Raw genomic sequence first — 24,531 nt, forward strand, 5'->3', positions numbered from 1 at the left:
CCAGCAAAAATAAAAAAGCAGAAGCGTCATGAAAACTCCGCTTCTGCTCTTTCTAGGGCCTAGGATCTGCCTTTCCTAGTCTCTGCTGTTAAGCGTTCTGACGCTGGCGTACAGCTTCAAACAGACAAATACCCGTTGCGACCGATACGTTCAGACTCGATACTGAGCCTGCCATCGGAATTTTGATCAGATCATCACAGGTTTCGCGAGTCAGGCGACGCATACCTTCGCCTTCAGCCCCCATCACAATCGCCAGCGGACCGGTCAACTTGCTGTGATAAACGTCATGGGTCGCTTCACCTGCGGTACCTACCACCCAAACACCCTGCTCTTGCAGTGCACGTAAAGTCCGGGCCAGGTTAGTCACCCGTACCAACGGCACCACTTCTGCGGCGCCACAAGCCACTTTACTGGCTGTTGCATTCAACTGTGCAGAGCGGTCTTTCGGCACAATCACCGCCACCGCACCGGCGGCATCGGCATTACGCAGACAGGCACCCAAATTATGCGGATCCGTTACCCCGTCCAGTACCAGCAGCAGTGGATTCTCTTTACCCGCTAACAGGGTATCCAGATCATTTTCATTGTATTGCTTACCCTGCTTCACCCGTGCAATGATGCCCTGATGAGACGCCCCATTGGCTTTATCATCCAACGCTTTCCGTCCTGCCTGCTGAATAGTAATACCCAACGTTTGCAATTCAGTGAGCACTGGCATTAAGCGATCGTCTTGACGTCCTTTCAGCACGAAAACTTCAATAAAGCGTGCAGGATCTGACGCTAACACAGCTTTAACGGCGTGAATGCCGAAAATCATTTCATTACTCATTACTTAGTCTTCTTTTCTGCCCGTTCTTTTTTGCCAGCACGCTGTTTAGTCTTGCGAGCCTTAGAAGGTTTCTTTCTCGTTTTCTTTGGCTTGTCATCTGTCTTATCAGACGTTGGCGCTTTATCGCCTTCAAGCTTCGGTACCGCTCCTGCCTTCAGCTTCTGACGGATTGAAGAGCGTCCTTTTTTGGACTTCGCACGATGCTCTTTTTTCGCTTCACCATCTTCAACTTTGAACACTTGCTTCGGTGGACGAGCCATGCCTTCCGCTTTACGCATCCGTTGTTGATTCTCACGCTGCTTGGCGGTTTTACCCGCACCACGCGGTTTGCGATCACTGCCGACAATATCAAAATCAATTTGACGATCATTGAGATTAATCGATGCCACTTTCACATGCACCGTATCGCCTAAACGATAAATCTGACCGGAGCTGTCGCCGATCAAACGCTGGCCAATCGCATCGTACTGATAGTAATCATTGGCTAAGTTGGAAATATGCACCAAGCCATCAATATTCAGTTCTTTCAAACGAACGAAGAAACCAAAGCCAGTGACATTGGCAATCACCCCTTCAAAGTCATCACCGACATGATCTTGCATGTATTCACACTTTAGCCAGTCAGCAACATCCCGGGTGGCATCATCGGCACGGCGTTCCGTCATTGAGCATTGATCGCCGATAGTATCAATATCGTCATACGAGTAGTGATAGCCACCAGTCGTTGTCCAGCGATCCGTATTTTTCCCTTCCCGCTTGGCGATTAAATACTTCAACGCACGGTGCAACGTCAGATCGGGATAACGGCGGATTGGCGAAGTGAAATGCGCATACTGCTTCAGCGCCAAGCCAAAGTGACCGCCGTTGTCTGCCTGATAGAGAGCTTGCTTCATCGAACGCAAGAGCATGGTCTGGATCAGTTCTTTATCCGGACGAGTGTGAATAGCATGTGCTAAATCGGCATAGTCACGTGGCGACGGTTCAAGACCACCACTCAGATTCAATCCCAGCTCACCCAAGAAATCGCGGAAACCCGTTAAGCGCTCTTCTCCCGGAACATCATGTACACGGTATAACGCGGGTTCTTTCATCTTCTCGACAAAACGTGCAGAGGCAACATTGGCCATGATCATACATTCTTCAATGATCTTATGGGCATCGTTACGCTCAGCCGGCTCAATACGATCGATTTTTCGGTCAGCATTAAAGATAAACTTGGTTTCGATGGTTTCAAATTCAATCGCACCGCGCTTATCGCGTGAGTCTTTAAGCACCTTGTACATCGCATACAATTCTTCCAGATGCGGTACCAGTGGCTTATATCGTTCACGCAGCTCTTCATCACCATCCAGCATTTTGCTGACTTTGGTGTAAGTCAAACGGGCATGAGAGTTCATTACCGCTTCATAATGCTTGTAGCCCGAAAGGTTACCAGAATCAGAAACGGTCATTTCACACACCATACACAGGCGATCAACCTGCGGGTTCAGTGAACATAAGCCGTTCGACAGTACTTCCGGCAACATCGGGATCACCTGAGAAGGGAAATACACCGAGTTACCACGCTTGACCGCCTCTGTATCTAATGCTGAATCAGCGCGTACATAGTGGCTCACATCGGCGATTGCGACCCATAAACGCCAGCCACCGGATTTCTTGCGTTCACAATAGACAGCATCATCAAAGTCACGCGCATCTTCACCATCGATAGTCACCAATGGCAAGTCACGAAGATCGACACGACCCTGCTTAGCGTCTTCCGGGACTTCTTCAGCCAGACCTTTGATCTGGTTTTCGACTTCGACTGGCCACTCATTAGGAATGTTATGAGTACGCAGCGCAATTTCGATTTCCATGCCCGGTGCCATGTTTTCACCCAGCACTTCGACCACTTTACCCACAGCATTATGCTGACGAGTTGCGCGTTGATTAATTTCAACAACAACCACATTGCCCATACGTGCACCCATACGCAGATCGTTAGGGACCACAATATCTTGAGAAATGCGGGAATCATCAGGGACGACATAGCCCATGCCATCTTCAATAAAGAAACGACCGACAATCTGTCCGGTATACTCTTGTAAAACACGTACCACACGGCCTTCACGACGACCGCGCTTATCGACACCAGCAACCTGGGCAATAATATAGTCACCATGGATCACACCACGCATCTGGTGGTGCGGTAACATTAAATCTTCTTTCGTTCCCACGCCTTCAGGGCGGACAAAGCCAAAGCCATCACGATGGCCAATAACATGGCCTTTGATCAAATCTAGGCGTTCTGGCAGGGCATAACACTGGCGACGAGTGAAAATAAGTTGGCCGTCACGCTCCATCGCACGCAGGCGACGACGCAAGCCTTCATATTGATCGTCCCCTTTTAGCTGTAGCTCAGTAAATAACTGGTCACGGCTAACCGGGGCAGTAAAGCCTCGAATGACTTCCAGTAGAAGTTCGCGGCTTGGAATAGGGTTTTCGTAGTTTGATGCTTCGCGATCGCGGAAAGGATCGACCGGTAAATCGGTAGTACCTTTGGACATAAACAGATCCATATTGGCAGGAACATAGCTTAATTATATCAATTAAGTAGGTTCCGGCCATTGGTGAACAGATGGGAGCAGAGAATAACGTCCTCTGCTCCGCTAATTAGGTTGGAGGTTATTGGCTTTACGGATTATTCCGTTACCGGACTGTCAAGCAACACACGTAACGGTGGATTATCATCAATCAGGCTCGTTAATGTATGCTGGTCTAACTCAGCTAAGAACGCACTTCTTGCCGCGCTTAAAATACCTTTCAAACGACAAGCTGGCGTAATATGACAAAAGCTTTCACTACAATCAATAATCTGAAGCGGCTCTATCGCTCGCACCACATCGCCTAAAATTATTTTATCGGCAGGCATACCTAAACGAATACCACCGTTTTTACCCCGTACCGTTTCAACGTAACCCAGCTGACCTAATTTATTGATGATCTTAACCATATGGTTACGCGACACACTATAAACATCAGTGACTTTACTGATGCTGGCTAATTCGCCTTCAGGTAAGGTGGCAAGGTATATCAAGGCACGCAGGCCATAATCGGTAAAACTAGTTAACTGCACAATAACTCCTCCTGTCGCTATTTTAATCTTGTTATTGACTAAAAGATATAGATCAGATAGCAGTTGTAAGCTGCATTATAAATACAACTTAATGGAAAGAGCCATGAACCGTCAACCAACTATTGATATTATCACCGAGGGCAAGCCTTACCGCCCCTCCACTAACAGCGCACGTCTATGTGCACATGTTCACCTACCCATCTGAACTCAAAGGTGTTTTTAATTTTGTTACTGAATAAGATCATTGAGCCGGGTATGACAGAAAATCGTCATCATGGTAAATGCGTGCCAGGTGTTATGAGTCGAAAAAGATATTATCAATCAAAGGAAAGAAATTGGGTAATTTAGAAGCTCAGCAAACACGTTGCGCTTTTTTTGCGGAAGAAAAGACAGGCGAAACTCTATTTACCAGAATGTATCCCGGCGTTTCGCGCGCGCAATCACATTGGCTGGCATCCGTCGTTCAAGCCCCACTCTTAAGCGAGTAATTTTACTATGGGTATTTTTACTGGCTGTCACGGTATTGTATAACCAGCGATAGGCTTCTTCAAAATCAAGCGGACTGCCATAGTTGCTCAGTAAGAGTTCCGCTAACTGAATTCGTGCATCGACATTTCCCATCGATGCCGCTTCACGCAAATAGGGAACCGCTCGTTCCCGATCTTGCTGTACCAGCGTGCCTTTGGCGTAATAACGGCCAAGCTGTTCTAACGCAGCGGGCGATCCCTGGTGGGCTGCCGACTGCATGTAATAAACGCCAAGCTCGACATCACGCTCAACACAGACACCCCATGCCAGCATGTCACCATAGAGGAATTGATAAGAGGGTGACTCCACTCGGCGTGCACGCGCTTCAATATCCTGAACTAACTGACAATCATCAGCTTTCACTTGTTGCAAGTGGGTATTGGTTTCAAATAGCTTGATCAGCTCTGAATCGGAATATACCGGAACGGCCTCACCTGCACTTTCCAATGCATAGGCAGGAGTTACAACCAGCAATGTCGAAAGCAGTAAGGTACGCAGATCCATGAACTAATCTCTATTAAACCGTAGATAGCATATCGGCTAAGACGTTCCAGACTTTAGGGGATTTAAGAAAAAACGGCAATTATTTGCCGCACAGATCCATCACGCGAAAAGGAGTTTGACACAATATTTTTGCATCAGTTTGAAGCAAGTCACATTTAATAACTTAGAAAGCAATTACATAAGAAACATATAAACAGCAGCAATAAAAAAGCCAACCGAGCGGTTGGCTTTTTTCTATCAATAACTCACTGTAGAGGGCAATGACTCACCATACAGGGGCAATTATTCACCGTATGGGTGAACCTTAATGATAGTTTCATTACGGTCAGGACCCGTCGAAACGATGTCGATTGGCACACCCGTAAGCTCTTCGATACGAGCAATATAGTCTAATGCCGTTTGTGGAAGCGCATCCAGTGACTTGGCACCAAATGTGTTCTCAGACCAACCAGGCATTGTTTCATAAATCAGCTCAATGTTCTCGTAAGCATCAGCCGCCATTGGAGATACTTCAAGTACTGTACCGTCAGCCTTTTTGTAGCCAGTACAAATCTTGATTTCTTTCAGGCCATCCATCACGTCTAGCTTGGTCAGGCAGAAACCAGAGATTGAGTTGATCTGTACCGCACGGCGCATAGCAACTGCATCGAACCAGCCACAACGGCGCTTACGGCCCGTCGTTGCACCAAACTCGTTACCTTTAACGCCAAGGTGTTCACCTACAGCATCATCAAGTTCCGTTGGGAATGGACCCGCACCAACGCGAGTACAGTAGGCTTTCGCGATACCCAGGATATAACCCAGGTGACGAGGACCAAAACCAGAACCCGCAGCAACACCACCAGCAGTGGTATTTGAAGACGTTACATATGGGTAAGTACCGTGGTCGATATCCAGCAGCGTACCTTGTGCACCTTCGAACATGATCTTATCGCCACGCTTACGCGCGTCATCAAGTTCTTGAGTTACATCGATAACCATAGAAATCAGAACATCAGACTGAGCCATGATGTTTTCCAGAACTTCTTCGTAGCTTACTGGTTCTGCATTGTAGTAATGCTCAAGCTGGAAGTTATGGTAAGCCATAACTTCTTTCAGCTTCTCGGCAAATGCTTCTTTATCGAATAGATCGCCAACACGCAGGCCGCGACGAGCAACTTTATCTTCGTAGGCCGGACCGATACCACGACCCGTCGTACCAATTGCTTTTTTACCACGAGCGATTTCACGCGCTTGGTCAAGAGCGATGTGATACGGAAGAATTAGCGGACAAGCTTCTGACAGGAACAGACGTTCACGAACTGGGATACCACGCTCTTCTAGCGGGCCCATTTCTTTCATCAGTGCATCTGGAGAAAGTACAACACCGTTACCGATGATGCATTTAACGTTGTCACGCAGGATACCTGATGGGATCAGGTGAAGGACAGTTTTTTCACCGTCAATGACAAGAGTGTGACCTGCATTGTGGCCACCTTGGTAGCGCACTACGTATTTTGCATCTTCGGTCAGCAGATCAACGATCTTACCCTTGCCTTCGTCACCCCATTGGGTGCCAAGAACGACTACATTATTTGCCATCTTTCTTCGTCTATCAGTAGTTAAAAAAGGATTCTAGCACCTTACAGAACCGCTTGCAGTCATTTTTTGACCATACGGTATTATTCTGCAAGAAGAGTGTCACGATACTCAGCTAGCGCGATTTACATACTATTGTACATCATGTAGGCAATAATGCTGCCTGCCACCACCAGACATCCGCCGATCCGGCGCAAAGCGTTGTCATTCTGCTGACTTAGCTGACTCACCATTTCACGCCAGCCGCGAGGTGCCAATAACGGGCCTAATCCTTCAACCACCAGCACAAGGCCGATGGCCATCCAAACTGCTTTATTCATGCGTATCCCCGTAATACCAAACTGAGTAATACCAAATCCATTAATTATTTCCCACCGACAAAAAAAAAGACAAGGCCTTCAGGCCTTGTCTTTCGATTTTCAATCCAGCTGGCTTATTTTACGCCATTGGCTTCTTTCATGTACCGGAAGAAGTCACTGCTAGGGTCGACAACGAGAATATCGTTTTTCGAGTTAAAGCTATTTTCATATGCTTTTAATGAACGTAAGAAGCGATAAAACTCCGGATTCTGGTTAAAGGCATCAGCATAAATTTCAGCCGCTTTTGCATCTGCGCTACCGCGAACAACCCGTGCTTCACGATCGGCTCCAGCCAAAATCTTCGCCACTTCTAGCTCTGATTGAGCACGAATAACTTCCGCTTTTTCTCGACCTTGCGAACGGTGCTTACGCGCAACAGACTCACGCTCGGCACGCATACGGCGATAGATAGACTCACTGATTTCATCGGGCAAGTTGATTTTCTTCATCCGGAAATCAACAACTTCAATACCCAAATCTTTCGCGCTAATCTGCGTCTCAGCCAATACATCGGCCATGATCTTATCACGCTGGCCTTCCACTTCTTTACGAGGTGCTACTTCGGCAATAATATCTTCCACAACCGCAGTACCATTCGCATCAGCCTCAGCGACAACTGGGGCACTACGATCAGAGCCAGGTCCAGAAACGATCTGCTTGATTTCTTTCGAACCGATTTCAGCTCGTAGACTATCAATTACTTTTCGCTTCAACAGGCCTTCAGCAGTGGCAATATTGCCGCCGCCGGTCGTCAAATAGTACTGGCCAAAGTCAGCGATACGCCATTTTACATAGGTATCGATGATAACGTCTTTTTTCTCAGCGGTTACGAAGCGATCGGCTTGATCATCCATGGTCTGGATACGTGCATCAAGAGTACGTACACGGTCAAACAGAGGCACTTTAAAGTGCAAGCCCGGCTCATAGATGTGAACAACTTCGGTATTGGTATCTTTCAGAATACGTCCAAAGCGGATCACAATACCACGGTCACCTTCACGCACCACAAAGACCGACATCAGCAGTAGAGCAATAAAAATGACAACAACTGGGATCATTAACTTACGCATAATTAATATCTCCCTTCGCGGCCAGTATCACCACGAGGTGATGTGGATACGGGTGTTGGAGTTTCAGTTTTTTCAAGCTCAATACCATAAGAACTACTTGAAGTTGTAGGCTTTGTACTTGTTGCTTGAGACTGATTGATAAGCTTATCAAGCGGCAGATACATTAAATTACCACTGGACGTCGAATCAATTAACACCTTACTGGTGCTGCTATAAACTCGTTCCATCGTATCAAGATACAAACGATCACGTGTTACTTCTTTAGCAGCCAGATACTGAGGAAGTAATTTCTCAAACTGAGAAACTTCACCCAAGGCACCATTAATGATTTTTTCTGAATAACCTTCGGCTTCTTTCTTCAGACGCTCAGAACGACCCGTTGCTTTTGGCAAAATGTCATTACTGTAAGCTTCTGCTTCACGCACGAAACGCTCTTCATCTTCTCGCGCAGCAATCGCATCATCAAAAGCATTTTTAACCGCTTCTGGTGGACGTGCTGACTGGAAGTTCACATCGACAACTAAGATACCCATATCGTAATTCTGGATAATCTTATCGATCGCTTCTTGGGTATTCGCTCGAATCACTTGACGCCCGGTAGTGAGCGCCTGATCCATGGTCGAATCACCAATCACTGCACGCAGTGCAGAATCTGTTGCCTGACGCAGGCTATCATCAGCATTAGTCACACTAAACAGATAATTTTTTGCATCAAATACACGATATTGTACGCCCATCTCAACTTTCAATACGTTTTCGTCTTTAGTCAGCATTAGACCAGAACTACGTAGTGAACGAATTGCTTGAACGTTTACCGGTTGAACTTCATCAATAAAGGTTGGTTTCCAGTTCAGACCAGGATCGACCATTTCATGAAACTTGCCAAAACGTAATACCACGCCTCGTTCCGCTTCACCAATGGTATAGAAACCAGAAAAACCCCAAACTGCAGCAGCCAGTACTGCAATTACCCCTAAACCGATAGCACTGCCACCGGTTGACGGGCCTTTTTTATTCCCAAAAATACCACCAAATTTACGACTCAGCTTTGAAAAAACCTCATCGAGATCTGGCGGCCCTTGTTCACGTCCACCGCGATTTTTATTACCCCAAGGGTCTTTATCACGGCCGCCGTTGTTTCCAGGCTCATTCCACGCCATTATAGAACTCCATCAACATGATATGACGACAGTTTTAATTACACTAGCAGTCCATTAAGCAACGATAAAGTCATCTAACGAAGTACTTTCTCTTTTTTGTAACCGTGACCAGTCTGCCAACGGTAACCGAATATCAATAACCAAACTGCCATCTGATTCATATTCTTCACACAAAATACAGCCAAGCTGATAAAACTTACTGCGATACCGGCCAATCAATTGCGGCGGTAAACGCAAGGTATGCTTCACCATGGTACCAGACAAACGTGCCGTTAAGGCTTCGAACAGCAGGTCAATGCCTAGCCCTTCGATTGCCGATACCCAAACTCGTACCGGCATTCCATCATCGTCACGTTCGATACGAGGCTCACACCCGTCCAGATTGTCGATTTTATTCATCACAATCAGAGTCGGTACCTCATTGGCCTCGATCTCTTCCAGCACCGTATCAACTGCATCAATATTTTCACGGTAGCGCTCATCACTGGCATCGACCACATGAAGCAATAAGCTCGCTTCCTGGGTTTCTTTCAGTGTTGCTTTAAATGCCGCGACCAAATCATGAGGCAGATGACGAATAAATCCGACCGTATCGGCCAGAATCGATGTTCCGACATCGGCCACCTCAATCTTACGCAATGTAGGATCCAAGGTCGCAAACAACTGATCAGCGGCATACACTCCGGCATTGGTAATTCGGTTAAACAGAGTCGACTTGCCGGCATTGGTATAACCGACCAGTGAGATTGTAGGTATATCTGCGCGATTTCTCGCCCGACGTCCCTGATCCCGCTGTTTTGCAACCTTCTCTAACCTTCGCAAAATGGTTTTTATGCGATCACGCAATAAACGCCGATCCGTTTCCAGCTGAGTTTCACCCGGTCCCCGCAGGCCAATACCACCTTTTTGACGTTCAAGGTGAGTCCAGCCACGGATCAATCGAGTGGAAAGATGACGTAACTGAGCTAACTCAACCTGGAGCTTCCCTTCATGGGTACGCGCACGCTGAGCAAAGATATCGAGAATTAATCCCGTTCTGTCTACTACCCGACACTTGCACAAATGCTCCAGATTACGCTCTTGCGCTGGAAAAAGAGAGTGGTTAAATATTACGATCTCGGCCCCTTCGGCCCGAACCGCATCGGCAATTTCCTGTGCTTTACCTTCGCCCACGTAATACTTGGGGTGGGGAGTCTTACGGCTACCTGTCACGACACGTAGCGTGTTGACTCCCGCAGAGGAGACCAGCATTTCACATTCGCTGAGATCTTCCCATTCCCCTTCTTGCGTGAAGTTGATATGAACAAGAATCGCCTGCTCACCGGCTTCATAACGGTCAAACAAGCAATCGACTCCTTATTGAAGAATCTTATTCTTCGGTTTGTTCTTGGGTACGCTCAGCCCCAGCCGGACGATCACTCGCATGGTGATGATTCACCGGGCGAGCAGGAACGACTGTAGAAATAGCATGCTTATAAACCATCTGGTTGACGGTGTTTTTAAGTAAGATCACGAACTGATCAAATGATTCAATCTGACCTTGAAGTTTAATGCCGTTCACCAGGTAAATAGAGACCGGAATTCTTTCACGACGCAGCGCATTCAAAAACGGGTCTTGCAGAGATTGCCCCTTAGCCATTATTTCTTTTCCTTATTTGTTTGTAGTTGTATTTAGCAACGAACAAAAACTAAAAAATACGCAAAACAGTTCAGAGTATACACCTTATTCAAACATCACAACTAACTGAGTTTGTGACTGTTTGTAACGCTGTATCCCCGTTACTGCTATCTAACCACGTCAAATCTTTCCAGCTACGTAACCAGGTGATTTGACGCTTCGCCAATTGACGGGTTGCACAGATACCACGGAAGACCGCTTCATCTAAATCACAATTCCCGTCCAAGTAGTCCCACATCTGTCGATAACCGACACAACGGATTGATGGAAGATCGGGATGTAAATCACCCCGCTCGTATAAAGCACGCACTTCCTGCTCAAAACCGGCATCGATCATTTTCTCGAAACGTTGCTCAATTCTTTGATGTAGAACAGCCCTATCCTTGGGTGCTATTGCAAATTGATGGACATTGTACGGCAATGATTCACCCTGAGTTTTCGTCAACTCGGTTAACGTTTTACCCGAAATGCGAAAAACTTCCAACGCACGAGATAAACGCTGTGGATCATTAGGATGGATACGAGCCCCGGAAACCGGATCGATCCGCACTAATTCCTCATGCAAAACTTGCCAGCCTTTCTCTTGTGCTTCTTGCTCTATCTCAGCACGGATCTCAGGATCCGCGGCTGGTAATGGCGACAAACCTTCAAGTAAAGCTTTGTAGTACAACATAGTACCACCAACTAACAAGGGGATGCGCCCAGCTGCAACTATATCAGCCATTTCTTTCAGTGCATCAGCACGGAAGTCTGCAGCCGAATAACTTTGCGCTGGATCACGAATATCAATAAGACGGTGGGGAGCTAATGCTAGTTCCCGAGCATCTGGTTTTGCAGTACCGATATCCATCCCTTTATAAATAAGGGCGGAATCGACACTAATCAACTCTACAGGTAACTGTTCTCGCAAACGGATAGCAAGATCTGTTTTTCCCGATGCTGTTGGCCCCATTAAAAAAATGGCCTGAGGTAATGGCTTACTCATATTCAAATGCTTCTATTGCTGCGCAAACATCTACGGGACGCAACAAGTATTGATAATATTGTTCAAGATCGTCGGCCCATAGTTGCTCGACTTCTGTCACTAATTGGATCGCCTGAGACAAACTAAAGGCATCCGCAGGCACCGTACACTCCGATGACAGCCAATCCAGTAACTTACTCCAGCCCTGAGCTTCAGGATCGTCGGCGACTGATGCCAGATAGGTTAACAAATTTGGGATAAGCTGTTGTAAGTTTTGCTGCCTTAACGGCATACAAACCGACAAAATGATCAATCCCGTCTTGCCTTTGGCCTTTAAATTAATCCCCAGCTGTTTTAATAGCTGAGCATGCTGCTCGGCACACGCGATCAGCTCAGGCTCGACCGGAACGGAATGCGGGATCAGTAATGGCTGCGGTTTTAAGCCTTCAGTGGCTGCCAGACGTAATTGCCCTTTGTGACGTAAACCCTGAGCATAATCGAGTGACAGTACATAAATACCGTCATTTCGGCTAAGTAACAAAAAGCGCTCGCTAACCAAACTGAGTGCTTTACCTAATCCAACACCAGGCTTGGCATCAATCGCATTTTGTCGTGTTGGTTGAACCGGCTTATTGTCTTGCCAAGATGGTGGGGCATTGTTGCTATCCGCCTTAATGGCATTGCTAGAATCATTATACCGATGAGACTGATTTACAACGGAACCATCCCTTGAACGAGAAGGTTCTGGCGGCGTTTGCATTAAACGCTGATAAGCGGCGACTTCCTGTCTGGATGCGCTTTCACTACCGAACTGCCGCTGAGCGCGATTCGCCCCACCGGATGAGGAATGGCGACTTGAATCACTTGGCGTGTAACCGGTATCTCTGCCGCTCTTCAGATTGTGAGTACTTGCTCCGCTTGGGCCCGTTTGACGATAATCATCACGACCCTGCGATTCATTCTCTTGGCAAGCATGGTCATAACCATGGCTTGGTGCTGGGATTTCTTCATCGGCAAGCGGTGTTTGTGCGTGTAGCCACTCTGCAGGTTGTGCTTTGTTCGGATAATCAGGCGTACGTGCTATCGCATTCATCACAGGTGGCGGTTCTGCTACATGATGTGATGTATTCTCTGTTGATGTTGTTGCCGAACCCGCATAAGGAGCAGCAATCGCACTGGCTCGCTGTGGGGCGCTATAGATCTGTTCGTCTTCAATGGCACTTTGCTGCAATGCACTCTGAATACCCTGATAAATGAAATCGTGAACCAGGCGTGCCTGATGAAAACGCACCTCATGCTTAGCCGGATGCACATTCACATCGACCTGATGCGGGTCGACTTCAATAAACAGGACATAAGCCGCATATTGAGCGGCTGCAAGGCTGGACTCATAAGCCTGACGGATCGCATGATTGATCAGCTTATCTTTCATCATACGGCCGTTGACATAACAATATTGAATGTCATTTTGCGCCCGAGCACCTTGCGGGCTACAAATCCAGCCCGACAATTTCAAATCACCATGCTCAAGCTCAACCGCTAATGCATGTTGCAAAAAGCCCTGACCACAAGCAGAAGCAAGTCGGCGCTCTTTCTGGATCTGAGTTTGTGAGCTGCGATACTGACGAATGATTTTGCTGTTATGACGCAAAGTGATCGACACATCGAACCGGCTAAGTGCAATCCGCTTTAGCAGTTCATCTATGTGACTGAATTCTGTTTTTTCGGTACGAAGGAATTTACGGCGAGCCGGGGTATTAAAGAATAAATCGAGCACTTCAACCGTGGTACCGACAGGGTGTGCTGCCGGCTTAAGCTGCACGTCCATATCCCGCCCTTCAGCATACGCAGACCAGGCTTCCTCCTGCCCTTCAGTACGCGATGTCAGGGTCAGACGGGAGACTGAACTGACACTTGCCAGCGCTTCACCGCGAAACCCCAGACTGACAATGGCTTCTAAATCATCCAACGAAGATATTTTGGACGTGGCATGACGGCTAAGCGCCAGGCCAAGCTCTTCTTTTACGATGCCTTTACCGTTATCACGAATACGGATCGTTCGGCTGCCCCCTTTATCGATATCAATATCAATTCGGGTTGCTCCGGCATCAAGGCTATTTTCGACCAGCTCTTTAACAACAGAGGCAGGACGTTCAACTACTTCACCGGCAGCAATCTGGTTAGCCAGCCGAGCGGGTAAAATCTGAATCGGCATAATTAACTTCTGGGTATGGTTAAAGTCTGGCCAATGGCCAATTTATCTGAGCTTAGCTTATTCGTAGTTCGGATGCTATCAACACTCACCCCATAATGCGCGGCAATCTTACCAAGAAACTCTCCACGCTTAACGGTATGTTTTTTGGCTGCTGGCACTCTCACCTCTATTTTCAGCTTTTGCCCGACGGCCAGATTATCTGAACGTAACTTATTCACTTTTCGGATACTATCAATCGTCACGCCATAGCGTGCGGCAATTTTGCCCAAAAACTCACTGCGCTGTACCTTATGCACAACGGTTTGAGTAACGGTTGCATTTGAGGTTGATGCTTTAGGCTTAAACGCTGGTATTGACGTCGATGCTATCTTGTTTGCATCAGCCTTGTTTGTAACTGCCTTGTTTGTACCAGCCCGACTCGTAACGGCGATAGGCGCAGAGCCCGGAACAACCAGAACCTGACCAATTTTCAGCGAACTCGATGTTAAATTGTTGGCTGATTTAATGGCTGATATCGAGGTACCGTATTTCTTGGCAATCACACTCAACGACTGGCCAGATGTGACTTTATGCTTAATGCCATTTTTTCTGGCGGCAAATAGCGTCCCTTCCGGCGGGTTACCGTCAAAATAGGCCAGGACGCCTTTATAGATAGCACCTGCTAACTTGTTTTGGTGAGAACGGGAATTCAGCAGCCGCTCTTCTTTAGGGTTAGTGATAAACCCGGTCTCCACCAGTAATGACGGAATATCCGGTGATTTTAAAACGGCTAAGCTGGCATGTTCGGGCTTGCTTTTGTGCAGAGTCGTGACTTTGCTGATCTCTCTCAGCACTTTCAATGCCACTTCGTAGCCTTCTTTCTGGGAGTGACTGAATTGCAGATCTAACACGGCCATACTGAGGTATTGATCGTCGTTGTCACCAGACAAGACATCTCCGCCGCCCAACAATTCAGATTGCTTTTCGTGTTGCTCCAGCCAGCGACCAATTTCGCTATTGGCGCGGCGGGTATTCAGAACCCAGACAGACGCCCCTCGCGGCTGCGGTTTATGAAAACCATCAGCATGAATAGAAACGAGCAGATGCGCTTTATTCCGACGGGCAATTTCAGAACGTTTATTAAGATTGACAAAGTAGTCACTATGACGGGTCATCACTGCTTTCAGACCTGGAGTCGCATCAATTTTTGCTGCCACTTTTTTCGCGACTGCCAACGTCACATTCTTTTCGTACTTTTTAGCTGGCCCGATAGAGCCGGGATCTTCCCCGCCATGTCCGGCATCTATTGCGATAATGATATCGTCACGGCCCGACGGCAACTGCGCTTGTTGGTTAGTGGTTACTTTCCCTTGAAACTGCGTTTTTGTGACCACCCCACTCTTTTTACTATGCGGTAAATCTAACACCAAACGGTGGCTGTGATGCCCGTCAGGCGTCGGCGCTAAGGTAAATATCTTAGGGCTGGTTCTCGCTTTAGTTTCAAAGACTAACCGAAAAGAGCCTTTTTCAGGCGCACTGCTACTGCGGATTTTCTTCAACACGGCACTGCGACTCACCCCAATCGGAAGTTTGGTCTTGAGTGTCGTTTGTTTTAAGTCCACCACTAAACGATCAGGCTTGGTAAGGGTAAAATAACTGTAAGTCGCCTTATCTTTTAGATCTAAGACGACTCGGGTTTCGTCTGGCGCCGGCCAGACACGAACCCCTTTTAGCTCATTGGCAATCACCACAGAACTAAATAACCCAATCCCTAAAACAAGAATATTAAAAAAAGCCCGTAAAGACATTCTGATCAACACAGCTCCAAACTTTTGATCAACGCCATACCATAATCATTATTGGCAGTGATCGTAACCTTACGCTGCTCACCGTGATAGCGCATTTCTAATACCAGATCCGGAGCAGGCAGCAAACCTTCTCCCCTTTCCGGCCATTCCACCAAACAAATCGCATCGTCAGTGAAATAATCACGGATCCCCATAAATTCTAATTCTTCTGGATCAGCCAAACGGTATAAATCAAAGTGATACACCTGCCAGGGTGGCAAGTCATATGGTTCAACCAATGTATAAGTTGGGCTTTTTACATTCCCCTGATGCCCTAATGCACGGATAAAACCACGGCTAAACGTCGTTTTTCCTGCCCCAAGATCACCATGAAGATAAATTGTAGTCTGGTGCTTACAGGCTGTCGCAAGTCGAAGGCCTAAATCTACTGTTGCTTGCTCATCGGCAAGTATGGTTTCAAATGTTTGCATTATTATCTTTATCTTGGGTTTACTAATTGTCGAATATACGGAAACAAATCACTCGCCAGCATACCACGCTCTCCATCCCTGGCGCACAAATCGGCTGCTTTACTGTGAATCCAAACACCCGCGCAGGCTGCATCAGGTAAGGATAAGCCTTGCCCTAACAGGGCGCCAATAATGCCAGACAGCACATCGCCCATTCCGCCGGTTGCCATTCCAGGATTACCTTCAGAGCAGATCCAAAGCTGTTGTCCGTCATAAATCAGGGTTCCCGCCCCTTTCAATACCGCAACACCGCCATATTTTTGCTGCAGTGATCGCACGGCACGAAACCGATCCGCTTCTACCTCTTTCACGGTCGTCCCTAGCAAGCGGGCCGCTTCGCCCGGGTGTGGGGTAATTATACGATTATTTTTATAGTCTGGTGAAAATGATAATAAGTTCAATCCATCGGCATCAATAACCGTCTTTTTTTCACAGCCGTGAAGATAAAAGAACAGCGCCTGACTCCAGTCGCTCTGTCCAAGCCCCGGCCCAATCACCACCACATCAGCCCAATCCAGTCGCTGACTGATCTCATGGGCTTTTTCCTGCCAGCCTTGCACCATTATCTCTGGTCGGGCTGTGACAATTGACAAGACATTGCCAGGCTGTGTGATAACAGCCGTTAACCCTGCGCCGGTACGTGCACTCGCTTCCGCCGCTAAACGGATAGCACCAGCCATACCTAAATCGCCACCCACACATAATACCCGGCCATGATCACCTTTATGTGCCGCACGATCACGTACCGGCAGGTGAGGTAAGATCTGACGTTCATCGATTCTGACACTAGCAGGTTCTGTGAGCTGCTGAAATGCTTCTGCGACCTCTAAGCCTGCAAACTGAATTTCACCACAATAACGAGCCGCCAGGCCAGTGCATAACCCTTGCTTAACACCAATAAAAGTGACGGTAATATCAGCCTGTACAGCCAGGCCGGAATGAGTGCCTGTATCGGCGCATAAACCCGATGGTACATCAACGGCAATAACAGGACAGATTGCTCGATTGATTGTCTTAATCAAGGTTGCACAATCAGGACGTACTGAGCCCTTAAGCCCGGTACCCAATAGCGCGTCAATGATCACCTCAACCGATTCAGGGGCTTCGGCCTGCGGAACTCCGATCTCACCACCGGCAGCTAACCAGGCATCACGCGCTATTGCGGCATCACCGGTTAGTTGAGAGGCATTCCCCAAATGCCATAACTGAACGTTCAAGCCATGCTCTCTGGCAAGACGGGCTACCACATACCCGTCGCCCCCATTATTCCCACCGCCGCAACATACCAGCACGGAATCCGTATCAGGGTACTTACCGATCAGCGCAGAAAACACTGCCTGACCAGCTCTTTCCATCAGCTGATACATTTCAAGTTGCATCACTTGTGCAGCAGCCCTTTCACCTTCTCTAACCTGCTCTGCCCGATATAAAGAAGTTGGCAACGGTGACATAACCATACTCATTCCTTACTGTATTGTCTGGCTAATAAAGAGCGTAACATATTGAAAAAACCTTCCGGTGCTTTTTTCCTTATTACTCACTACGACGTCGACTATTGTCCCTCCGGTTATGTGGTACACTTCGCCCCCCATAATTCAACGGCCCCCATTTGACACCATGAGCATTGATTACACTGCACTCACCCAGAAGATTAAACAATGGGGAAAAGAGCTAGGATTCCAACATGTTGGGATCTGCGATATCGATCTCAAGCAGCATGAAGCCCAATTACAGCGCTGGTTAGACGCAGGGTATCATGGTGATATGGATTGGATGGCTCGCCATGGCATGATGCGTGCGCGACCAGCAGAGCTGCAACCGGGCACAATTAGGGTGATCAGTGTCAGAATGAATTATCTGCCACTTGATGCTGGTTTTGCCCAAACCCTTAAGCAACCGCTGAAAGCCTACATTAGCCGCTATTCGCTGGGCCGTGACTACCACAAGCTCATTCGCAATCGCTTAAAACGTTTAGGCCAACTGATTGAAGCTGAAGTGGGTCAATTTGGCCATCGTCCTTTTGTCGATTCAGCACCGATCCTGGAACGCCCATTAGCCGAAAAGGCCGGACTTGGCTGGACGGGGAAACATTCACTGAACCTCAGTGATAATGGTGGTTCATGGTTTTTTCTTGGCGAGTTACTTATCGACCTTCCGCTCCCCGTTGATACCCCGGTAGAAAATCAATGTGGCAAATGTGTCGCTTGCATAACCAGCTGCCCGACTGGCGCTATTGTCGAAGAAGGTGTCATTGACGCCAGGCGTTGTATTTCATACCTGACAATTGAATTTTCCGGGGTCATTCCCGAAGAGTTTCGAGAAAAAATTGGTAACCGTATCTACGGTTGTGATGATTGCCAACTGGTTTGCCCATTCAATCGTTTCTCTGAGCTGACAGAAGAAACAGATTACCACTGCCGTGATACGCTATATCAGCAAGATCTGCTGACACTTTTCCAATGGGATGAAAAATCGTTCCTGAAATACACTGAAGGCTCTGCGATTCGACGTATCGGCCATATCCAATGGTTACGCAACCTGGCGATTGCCATCGGCAATGCACCTTATGATGCAGAGCTTCTCGATGCCTTATCTAAACGCTCAGGGCTTAATGAGCTCTTAGACATCCACATCTTCTGGGCAATGACAAAACAACAAGAAAAACGTGCCGAACTTGTTATTGATGTACTACCATCTAAGACGAAAAGGCTCATTCGCATTGTTGAAAAAGGCCTTCCTCGCGACGCCTGATCCCCCTGAATACGGCAGCGTTCAAGCATACAAAATGAGAGCTAAGTCCGTATTCTATATGAATGTGGAAAACATTTTCAGTGCTTCGATTTCATACCTCAACACAAAACATTAAACACAGGTGGTGGATAACAGAGTTAAGATGTTTATCCAGTTAAACCACATATTGATCAAACTGTATATAAACACTGAATAAACTAATAAAACAAATTAAAAGCAATGACTTAAGGCTAAGTGGGGATTGTGTGGATAAAGTGAGATCAGCTGATTATTTCGTGAAATATAAAGTTATTCACACCGTACTGGCACACGTAATCAACTGACTTACCCACAACGAGCAGTATGTGGATAACTCTGTGAACTAAGAGCATATTTTTGATTGGCAACATGGCTACAAAGCCTGAAAACACAAGCTTTCATGCTGTTTCAAGATCGGGATAAAAGAGAGCAGATACGGATCATAAGCATTCAGTCGCTGGCAGGTATAAATAACGCTACCGATTGACTATCACAGCGAACTTAACAACGCTTACGTCGTAGTATGACGCCAATACTTCACAGCATTGGTATTCAAGCTACCAGGCCGTTACAGAGCATCTCATTTACTTTTTCATAAGACAAAAAAGCCCACCCTAAGGAAGGTTGTCTGAGTAAACATTAAGATGATGTATCGAAGCTGATTGCTTCAAATGACCCTTTAAAACCAACGTTATAAAGGTACTTTGAGGCAACACACTAGATTGTCGTTAATCGATAAACCCAGGAATGCTGCATTGAGACTATTACTTCACAGTAGTAGGTTTGCTTCACTAGCAGAGCTAGCATCGCATGCTTGTATCTCAACAAGTAAATTGGTTGCGGGAGCTGGATTTGAACCAACGACCTTCGGGTTATGAGCCCGACGAGCTACCAAACTGCTCCATCCCGCGTCCGATTTATATCTCACCGTTAAAGTACGGTAACAACTACTGTTTCATCGCCTGAGCAATAAAACTCTCTTTTCATAGAAAAGAGTGGAGCGACACACGAGGCTCCCGATCTTCAAGGAACTGGCGTGACCTCAACCTTGGCAAGGTTGCGCTCTACCAGCTGAGCTAGTGTCGCATYTCTGGTGCTTGTATCTCAACAAGTAAATTGGTTGCGGGAGCTGGATTTGAACCAACGACCTTCGGGTTATGAGCCCGACGAGCTACCAAACTGCTCCATCCCGCGTCCGATTTATATCTCACCGTTAAAGTACGGTAACAACTACTGTTCTCTCAGTCAGTGACTGAAAAAACTAATTTGGAGCGACACACGAGGCTCGAACTCGTGACCTCAACCTTGGCAAGGTTGCGCTCTACCAGCTGAGCTAGTGTCGCATYTCTGGTSCTTGTATCTCAACAAGTAAATTGGTTGCGGGAGCTGGATTTGAACCAACGACCTTCGGGTTATGAGCCCGACGAGCTACCAAACTGCTCCATCCCGCGTCCGATTTATATCTCACCGTTAAGTACGGTAACAACTATCGTTTCACAGTCATCGACTATAAAACCAATTTGGAGCGACACACGAGGCTCGAACTCGTGACCTCAACCTTGGCAAGGTTGCGCTCTACCAGCTGAGCTAGTGTCGCATCTCTGGTGCTTGTATCTCAACAAGTAAATTGGTTGCGGGAGCTGGATTTGAACCAACGACCTTCGGGTTATGAGCCCGACGAGCTACCATACTGCTCCATCCCGCGTCCGATTTATATCTCACCGTTAAGTACGGTAACAACTATCGTTTCACAGTCATCGACTATAAAACCAATTTGGAGCGACACACGAGGCTCGAACTCGTGACCTCAACCTTGGCAAGGTTGCGCTCTACCAGCTGAGCTAGTGTCGCAGAGCTTGTATCTCAACAAGTAAATTGGTTGCGGGAGCTGGATTTGAACCAACGACCTTCGGGTTATGAGCCCGACGAGCTACCAAACTGCTCCATCCCGCGTCCGATTTATATCTCACCGTTAAAGTACGGTAACAACTAYTGTTTCATCGCCTRAGCAATRAAACYAATTTGGAGCGACACACGAGGCTCGAACTCGTGACCTCAACCTTGGCAAGGTTGCGCTCTACCAGCTGAGCTAGTGTCGCATCTCTGGTCCTTGTATCTCAACAAGTAAATTGGTTGCGGGAGCTGGATTTGAACCAACGACCTTCGGGTTATGAGCCCGACGAGCTACCAAACTGCTCCATCCCGCGTCCGATTTATATCTCACCGTTAAAGTACGGTAACAACTATCATTCTCTCAGTCAGTGACTGAAAAAACGCTCTTTCGTAAAAAAGAGTGGAGCGACACACGAGGCTCGAACTCGTGACCTCAACCTTGGCAAGGTTGCGCTCTACCAGCTGAGCTAGTGTCGCATACTTGACTTAACAAGTAAGTTGGTTGCGGGAGCTGGATTTGAACCAACGACCTTCGGGTTATGAGCCCGACGAGCTACCAAACTGCTCCATCCCGCGTCCGAAACAATCAAAAGGAAACAAACTCGTTATTGCCTTTCGAGGCTGCGCATTATACGAGGAAAAATGACGGATGCAACAGTTCTAAAAAAAAATCCGTACTTTTTCCTCTAAATGCTTATTTTACCGTCAAATAGTGAAAATATGCTCACGATAGTAGCGTAACTCAGTAATTGAATCACGGATATCATCCAGCGCCAGGTGGCTACCTTTCTTGGTAAAGCCTGCTAGCAATTCAGGCTGCCAGCGACGGGTTAACTCTTTAATCGTGCTGACATCAAGATAACGGTAGTGGAAATACTGTTCCAACTCCGGCATATGTTTGTAAAGAAAACGTCGATCCTGACCAATACTGTTACCACAAATAGGTGATGCACCTTTCGGTACCCATTTTTCCAGGAAAGCGATCGTCTGGCGTACCGCTTCCTCTTCATCAATGGTACTTTGACGAATACGTTCAACCAGACCACTATTGGTATGTGTATTCGTACACCAGTCATCCATTTTAGCTAATTCAGCTTCTGGCTGATGGATCGCCAAAACCGGACCTTCAGCTAAAATATTCAATTGGGCATCGGTCACGATAGTTGCAATTTCAATGATTTGATGGGTTTCTGGATCTAAACCAGTCATTTCCAAATCAACCCAAATAAGATTCTGATCGCTGATTGTCATTCGATATTGCCTATTTTATGACTAAACCATGTATCATACTTGGCTTATACCGAAAGCCAACCAAACTGACGATATTCTTGTGGCAAAAAAGAAAAAGCTGACTAAAGGCCAGAGCCGTCGCGTACGCTCTAACCAAAATAAACGACTAAATCGCGAAAAAGCGGACGTCCAATGGGATGAAACGCTACTGGAATCAGCCCGTGAAGGCTTGGTTATCACCCGCTTCGGTCAACATGCTGACGTTGAAGATCCTGAAACAGGAGTGATTCATCGTTGCAACCTGCGCCGAAGTATTCAGAGCTTAGTCTCTGGCGACCGTGTCGTCTGGCGTCCAGGTGTTGAAGCGCTACATGGCATTTCTGGTGTTGTCGAAGCCGTTCACGAGCGTGAATCAATGCTGACAAGACCTGACTACTATGATGGTGTAAAAGCAGTTGCCGCGAATGTAAACCGGATCATTATTGTATCTGCCATATTACCGGAACTGTCGCTTAACATTATTGACCGCTACCTTATCGCGGCAGAGACCGTCGGTATTGAACCTCTGATTGTATTAAACAAGATTGATTTGTTAGAGGCAGATGTTCGCAAGCAAGTGGAGAAAACACTCTCTCTTTACCAGAAAATTGGTTACGAACTGCGTTTCGTCAGCTCTGAAACCGGCGAAGGAATGGACGCACTGAAAGATGATCTTAAAGATCGCGTCAGTATCTTTGCCGGCCAATCCGGCGTTGGTAAATCCAGTATGGTTAATACCCTGATGCCTGAGGTCGGAGCTGATATCGGCGATGTCTCCGAGGGCTCCGGTTTAGGCCAGCACACCACAACGGCTGCAAGGCTCTACCACTTCCCTGGTGGTGGTGATCTTATTGATTCGCCGGGAGTCCGTGAATTTGGCCTCTGGCATTTAGAGCCGGAACAAGTCACTGAAGCCTTCGTTGAATTTCGCGAATACTTAGGTGGCTGTAAATTCCGTGACTGTAAACATGGCAATGATCCCGGCTGTCTAATCCGAGAGGCGGTCGAAGCTGGAAAGATAAGCCGTGAACGTTACGACAGCTACCATAAAATTATTGAAAGCATGTCGGAAAACGTGGCAAACCGCCAGTTTTCACACAATAAACTGAACTAGGCTCGTCGGGCAATTTTCCTCCCCCAAAAGCGGAGATTGCCCGTCGCTTTGAGTCAAATCCCTCCCTCCATTATCTACATACCCAGACCTAATTAACTGACTTTCAGGCCAGTTTTAGGTACTATTCTCGGTTCAAGTTATTCCAAGATGTTAAAGCGAATAGCTAGGCTGTTGATTAATTGACATTTTCTGGAAGACATATCGTGCTAGATAACATCAAATTGGGCCTGCAGTATTGCACCCCGAAACATGCCCTAACCCGCTTAGCTGGTAAACTGGCTTCATTAGAAGCGGGCAAACTTACAACCGCGGTTATTCGTTGGTTCATCGGCCAGTACAACGTCGATATGTCGGAAGCACGTAATCCGGATCCTGCCGCATACTCGACCTTTAACAACTTCTTTGTTCGTGAACTCAAAGAGGGCGCTCGTCCGATTAATGTTGACGACAATATCTTCTGCTACCCTGCTGACGCCTGTGTCAGTCAACTAGGGCCGATTAAAGAAGGGCGTCTGTTTCAAGCCAAAGGTCACTACTTTGATGCAGGCGAACTACTCGGTGGCGACAAAACGCTGGCTGAAGAATTCACGGGGGGAGATTTCGCAACCCTGTATTTATCGCCGCGCGATTATCACCGCGTTCACATGCCATGCGATGGCACGCTACGCCAGATGATCTATATTCCTGGTGATCTGTTCTCAGTCAATCCGCTGACCGCGAAAAATGTACCGAATCTGTTTGCCCGTAATGAGCGGGTGGTATGTATTTTTGATACTGCTCACGGTCCGATAGCCCAGGTGCTGGTTGGGGCTACCATTGTTGGCAGCATCGAAACAGTATGGGCTGGCACCGTCACCCCGCCAACTGGCCCGGATGTTCGTCGTTGGGACTACCCGGCTTCAGGGGCTCAATCCGTTGTATTGAAGAAAGGCGAGGAAATGGGCCGCTTCAAACTGGGGTCAACCGTAATTAACCTGTTCCCAAAAGAGATGCTTCACTTTGTCGAAGAAATGAAACCTGAGCAGCCAACTCGGATGGGCCAGCCATATGCTGATCTCAATGGAAAGCAAGACAAAGCGTAACCAGTTAACATTTCTGGAATAAAGGGGCGACTACTGCCCCTTTTTTGATCCCAAAAATTGACCATGTCGAGGATTTTACATTCGTTCAAATAGTATGCTGATTTGTAA

19 protein-coding genes and 13 tRNA genes are annotated in these 24,531 nt (G+C 47.2%); 3 read left to right on the top strand and 29 right to left on the bottom strand.

Annotated elements, in window-relative coordinates; genetic code table 11:
- Positions 1–88: 88 nt before the first annotated feature.
- The 15 genes from rlmB to L4D76_RS05895 all read right to left on the bottom strand — a co-directional run bounded on the left by rlmB (position 89) and on the right by L4D76_RS05895 (position 17,753).
- A complete protein-coding gene (gene rlmB / locus L4D76_RS05825) occupies positions 89–829 on the bottom strand; it encodes a 23S rRNA (guanosine(2251)-2'-O)-methyltransferase RlmB (RefSeq protein ID WP_428439993.1) in 741 nt (246 codons plus the stop codon).
- A complete protein-coding gene (gene rnr, locus L4D76_RS05830) occupies positions 829–3,375 on the bottom strand; it encodes a ribonuclease R (protein ID WP_428439994.1) in 2,547 nt (848 codons plus the stop codon). Before rnr ends, rlmB begins: the two co-directional genes overlap by 1 nt.
- A gap of 134 nt (positions 3,376–3,509) precedes the next feature.
- A complete protein-coding gene (nsrR, locus tag L4D76_RS05835) occupies positions 3,510–3,944 on the bottom strand; it encodes a nitric oxide-sensing transcriptional repressor NsrR (RefSeq protein ID WP_428439995.1) in 435 nt (144 codons plus the stop codon).
- 405 nt (positions 3,945–4,349) lie between these two features.
- Positions 4,350–4,976, bottom strand: coding sequence for a flagellar protein MotX (motX, locus tag L4D76_RS05840; RefSeq protein ID WP_428439996.1), 627 nt, complete (start codon positions 4,974–4,976; stop codon positions 4,350–4,352).
- A gap of 282 nt (positions 4,977–5,258) precedes the next feature.
- Positions 5,259–6,557: an adenylosuccinate synthase gene (locus L4D76_RS05845; protein ID WP_428439997.1), complete on the bottom strand. Its 1,299-nt coding sequence runs from the start codon at positions 6,555–6,557 to the stop codon at positions 5,259–5,261.
- Positions 6,558–6,679: 122 nt separating this feature from the next.
- Entirely contained in the window at positions 6,680–6,874 is a 195-nt protein-coding gene (locus L4D76_RS05850) for a DUF2065 domain-containing protein (RefSeq protein WP_107285311.1), read from the bottom strand.
- 113 nt (positions 6,875–6,987) lie between these two features.
- The gene (gene hflC / locus L4D76_RS05855; RefSeq protein WP_428439998.1) at positions 6,988–7,983 is read right to left on the bottom strand and encodes a protease modulator HflC; all 996 of its coding nucleotides are present in this window, start codon (positions 7,981–7,983) and stop codon (positions 6,988–6,990) included.
- 2 nt (positions 7,984–7,985) lie between these two features.
- Complete coding sequence (gene hflK, locus L4D76_RS05860) at positions 7,986–9,143, bottom strand: FtsH protease activity modulator HflK (protein WP_428439999.1); 1,158 nt, start codon at positions 9,141–9,143, stop codon at positions 7,986–7,988.
- Positions 9,144–9,197: 54 nt separating this feature from the next.
- Positions 9,198–10,487: a ribosome rescue GTPase HflX gene (gene hflX / locus L4D76_RS05865; RefSeq protein WP_428440000.1), complete on the bottom strand. Its 1,290-nt coding sequence runs from the start codon at positions 10,485–10,487 to the stop codon at positions 9,198–9,200.
- A 25-nt stretch (positions 10,488–10,512) separates the two neighbouring features.
- On the bottom strand, positions 10,513–10,782 hold the full coding sequence (gene hfq / locus L4D76_RS05870) for an RNA chaperone Hfq (protein ID WP_318927582.1): 270 nt from the start codon (positions 10,780–10,782) through the stop codon (positions 10,513–10,515).
- A gap of 88 nt (positions 10,783–10,870) precedes the next feature.
- Positions 10,871–11,806 (bottom strand): tRNA (adenosine(37)-N6)-dimethylallyltransferase MiaA, encoded by a 936-nt coding sequence (gene miaA, locus L4D76_RS05875; protein WP_428440001.1) that lies wholly within the window; start codon positions 11,804–11,806, stop codon positions 10,871–10,873.
- Complete coding sequence (gene mutL / locus L4D76_RS05880; protein ID WP_428440002.1) at positions 11,799–14,000, bottom strand: DNA mismatch repair endonuclease MutL; 2,202 nt, start codon at positions 13,998–14,000, stop codon at positions 11,799–11,801. Before mutL ends, miaA begins: the two co-directional genes overlap by 8 nt.
- A gap of 2 nt (positions 14,001–14,002) precedes the next feature.
- Positions 14,003–15,787, bottom strand: a complete 1,785-nt coding sequence (locus tag L4D76_RS05885) for an N-acetylmuramoyl-L-alanine amidase (protein WP_428440120.1) — start codon at positions 15,785–15,787, stop codon at positions 14,003–14,005.
- 5 nt (positions 15,788–15,792) lie between these two features.
- The gene (gene tsaE / locus L4D76_RS05890; RefSeq protein ID WP_428440003.1) at positions 15,793–16,257 is read right to left on the bottom strand and encodes a tRNA (adenosine(37)-N6)-threonylcarbamoyltransferase complex ATPase subunit type 1 TsaE; all 465 of its coding nucleotides are present in this window, start codon (positions 16,255–16,257) and stop codon (positions 15,793–15,795) included.
- Positions 16,258–16,265: 8 nt separating this feature from the next.
- Positions 16,266–17,753 (bottom strand): NAD(P)H-hydrate dehydratase, encoded by a 1,488-nt coding sequence (locus tag L4D76_RS05895; RefSeq protein ID WP_428440004.1) that lies wholly within the window; start codon positions 17,751–17,753, stop codon positions 16,266–16,268.
- Between the two features lie 160 nt (positions 17,754–17,913).
- Here L4D76_RS05895 and queG point away from each other — a divergent pair, with 160 nt between their 5' ends.
- Complete coding sequence (queG, locus tag L4D76_RS05900; protein WP_428440005.1) at positions 17,914–19,047, top strand: tRNA epoxyqueuosine(34) reductase QueG; 1,134 nt, start codon at positions 17,914–17,916, stop codon at positions 19,045–19,047.
- Between the two features lie 852 nt (positions 19,048–19,899).
- Here queG and L4D76_RS05905 read toward each other — a convergent pair.
- The 14 genes from L4D76_RS05905 to orn all read right to left on the bottom strand — a co-directional run bounded on the left by L4D76_RS05905 (position 19,900) and on the right by orn (position 22,209).
- Positions 19,900–19,976 (bottom strand) — tRNA-Met (locus tag L4D76_RS05905).
- Positions 19,977–20,061: 85 nt separating this feature from the next.
- Positions 20,062–20,151 (bottom strand) — tRNA-Gly (locus tag L4D76_RS05910).
- A 31-nt stretch (positions 20,152–20,182) separates the two neighbouring features.
- Positions 20,183–20,259 (bottom strand) — tRNA-Met (locus L4D76_RS05915).
- A 73-nt stretch (positions 20,260–20,332) separates the two neighbouring features.
- Positions 20,333–20,408 (bottom strand) — tRNA-Gly (locus L4D76_RS05920).
- Between the two features lie 31 nt (positions 20,409–20,439).
- Positions 20,440–20,516, bottom strand: a tRNA-Met gene (locus tag L4D76_RS05925).
- Between the two features lie 70 nt (positions 20,517–20,586).
- A tRNA-Gly gene (locus L4D76_RS05930) sits at positions 20,587–20,662 on the bottom strand.
- Positions 20,663–20,693: 31 nt separating this feature from the next.
- A tRNA-Met gene (locus L4D76_RS05935) sits at positions 20,694–20,770 on the bottom strand.
- A 70-nt stretch (positions 20,771–20,840) separates the two neighbouring features.
- Positions 20,841–20,916: transfer RNA gene (locus tag L4D76_RS05940), tRNA-Gly, on the bottom strand.
- 25 nt (positions 20,917–20,941) lie between these two features.
- Positions 20,942–21,018, bottom strand: a tRNA-Met gene (locus L4D76_RS05945).
- Positions 21,019–21,088: 70 nt separating this feature from the next.
- Positions 21,089–21,164 (bottom strand) — tRNA-Gly (locus L4D76_RS05950).
- Between the two features lie 31 nt (positions 21,165–21,195).
- Positions 21,196–21,272: transfer RNA gene (locus L4D76_RS05955), tRNA-Met, on the bottom strand.
- A gap of 87 nt (positions 21,273–21,359) precedes the next feature.
- Positions 21,360–21,435, bottom strand: a tRNA-Gly gene (locus L4D76_RS05960).
- Positions 21,436–21,457: 22 nt separating this feature from the next.
- Positions 21,458–21,534: transfer RNA gene (locus L4D76_RS05965), tRNA-Met, on the bottom strand.
- Between the two features lie 129 nt (positions 21,535–21,663).
- Positions 21,664–22,209, bottom strand: a complete 546-nt coding sequence (gene orn, locus L4D76_RS05970) for an oligoribonuclease (protein ID WP_428440006.1) — start codon at positions 22,207–22,209, stop codon at positions 21,664–21,666.
- Between the two features lie 79 nt (positions 22,210–22,288).
- Here orn and rsgA point away from each other — a divergent pair, with 79 nt between their 5' ends.
- Together rsgA and asd are read left to right on the top strand one after the other, a co-directional pair.
- The gene (gene rsgA / locus L4D76_RS05975; protein ID WP_428440121.1) at positions 22,289–23,341 is read left to right on the top strand and encodes a small ribosomal subunit biogenesis GTPase RsgA; all 1,053 of its coding nucleotides are present in this window, start codon (positions 22,289–22,291) and stop codon (positions 23,339–23,341) included.
- 203 nt (positions 23,342–23,544) lie between these two features.
- The gene (asd, locus tag L4D76_RS05980) at positions 23,545–24,423 is read left to right on the top strand and encodes an archaetidylserine decarboxylase (protein ID WP_428440007.1); all 879 of its coding nucleotides are present in this window, start codon (positions 23,545–23,547) and stop codon (positions 24,421–24,423) included.
- Positions 24,424–24,531: the final 108 nt, after the last annotated feature.

The organism is Photobacterium sagamiensis (assembly GCF_050337085.1).
In the GTDB taxonomy this organism is placed as follows: domain Bacteria; phylum Pseudomonadota; class Gammaproteobacteria; order Enterobacterales; family Vibrionaceae; genus Photobacterium; species Photobacterium sagamiensis.

Excerpts from the sequence above, each read along its gene's own strand:
- rlmB (WP_428439993.1), bottom strand. The coding sequence starts at position 829 with ATGAGTAATGAAATGATTTTCGGCATTCACGCCGTTAAAGCTGTGTTA.
- rnr (WP_428439994.1), bottom strand. The coding sequence starts at position 3,375 with ATGTCCAAAGGTACTACCGATTTACCGGTCGATCCTTTCCGCGATCGC.
- motX (WP_428439996.1), bottom strand. The coding sequence starts at position 4,976 with ATGGATCTGCGTACCTTACTGCTTTCGACATTGCTGGTTGTAACTCCT.
- L4D76_RS05845 (WP_428439997.1), bottom strand. The coding sequence starts at position 6,557 with ATGGCAAATAATGTAGTCGTTCTTGGCACCCAATGGGGTGACGAAGGC.
- L4D76_RS05850 (WP_107285311.1), bottom strand. The coding sequence starts at position 6,874 with ATGAATAAAGCAGTTTGGATGGCCATCGGCCTTGTGCTGGTGGTTGAA.
- hflC (WP_428439998.1), bottom strand. The coding sequence starts at position 7,983 with ATGCGTAAGTTAATGATCCCAGTTGTTGTCATTTTTATTGCTCTACTG.
- hflK (WP_428439999.1), bottom strand. The coding sequence starts at position 9,143 with ATGGCGTGGAATGAGCCTGGAAACAACGGCGGCCGTGATAAAGACCCT.
- hfq (WP_318927582.1), bottom strand. The coding sequence starts at position 10,782 with ATGGCTAAGGGGCAATCTCTGCAAGACCCGTTTTTGAATGCGCTGCGT.
- miaA (WP_428440001.1), bottom strand. The coding sequence starts at position 11,806 with ATGAGTAAGCCATTACCTCAGGCCATTTTTTTAATGGGGCCAACAGCA.
- mutL (WP_428440002.1), bottom strand. The coding sequence starts at position 14,000 with ATGCCGATTCAGATTTTACCCGCTCGGCTGGCTAACCAGATTGCTGCC.
- L4D76_RS05885 (WP_428440120.1), bottom strand. The coding sequence starts at position 15,787 with ATGTCTTTACGGGCTTTTTTTAATATTCTTGTTTTAGGGATTGGGTTA.
- tsaE (WP_428440003.1), bottom strand. The coding sequence starts at position 16,257 with ATGCAAACATTTGAAACCATACTTGCCGATGAGCAAGCAACAGTAGAT.
- L4D76_RS05895 (WP_428440004.1), bottom strand. The coding sequence starts at position 17,753 with ATGGTTATGTCACCGTTGCCAACTTCTTTATATCGGGCAGAGCAGGTT.
- queG (WP_428440005.1), top strand. The coding sequence starts at position 17,914 with ATGAGCATTGATTACACTGCACTCACCCAGAAGATTAAACAATGGGGA.
- orn (WP_428440006.1), bottom strand. The coding sequence starts at position 22,209 with ATGACAATCAGCGATCAGAATCTTATTTGGGTTGATTTGGAAATGACT.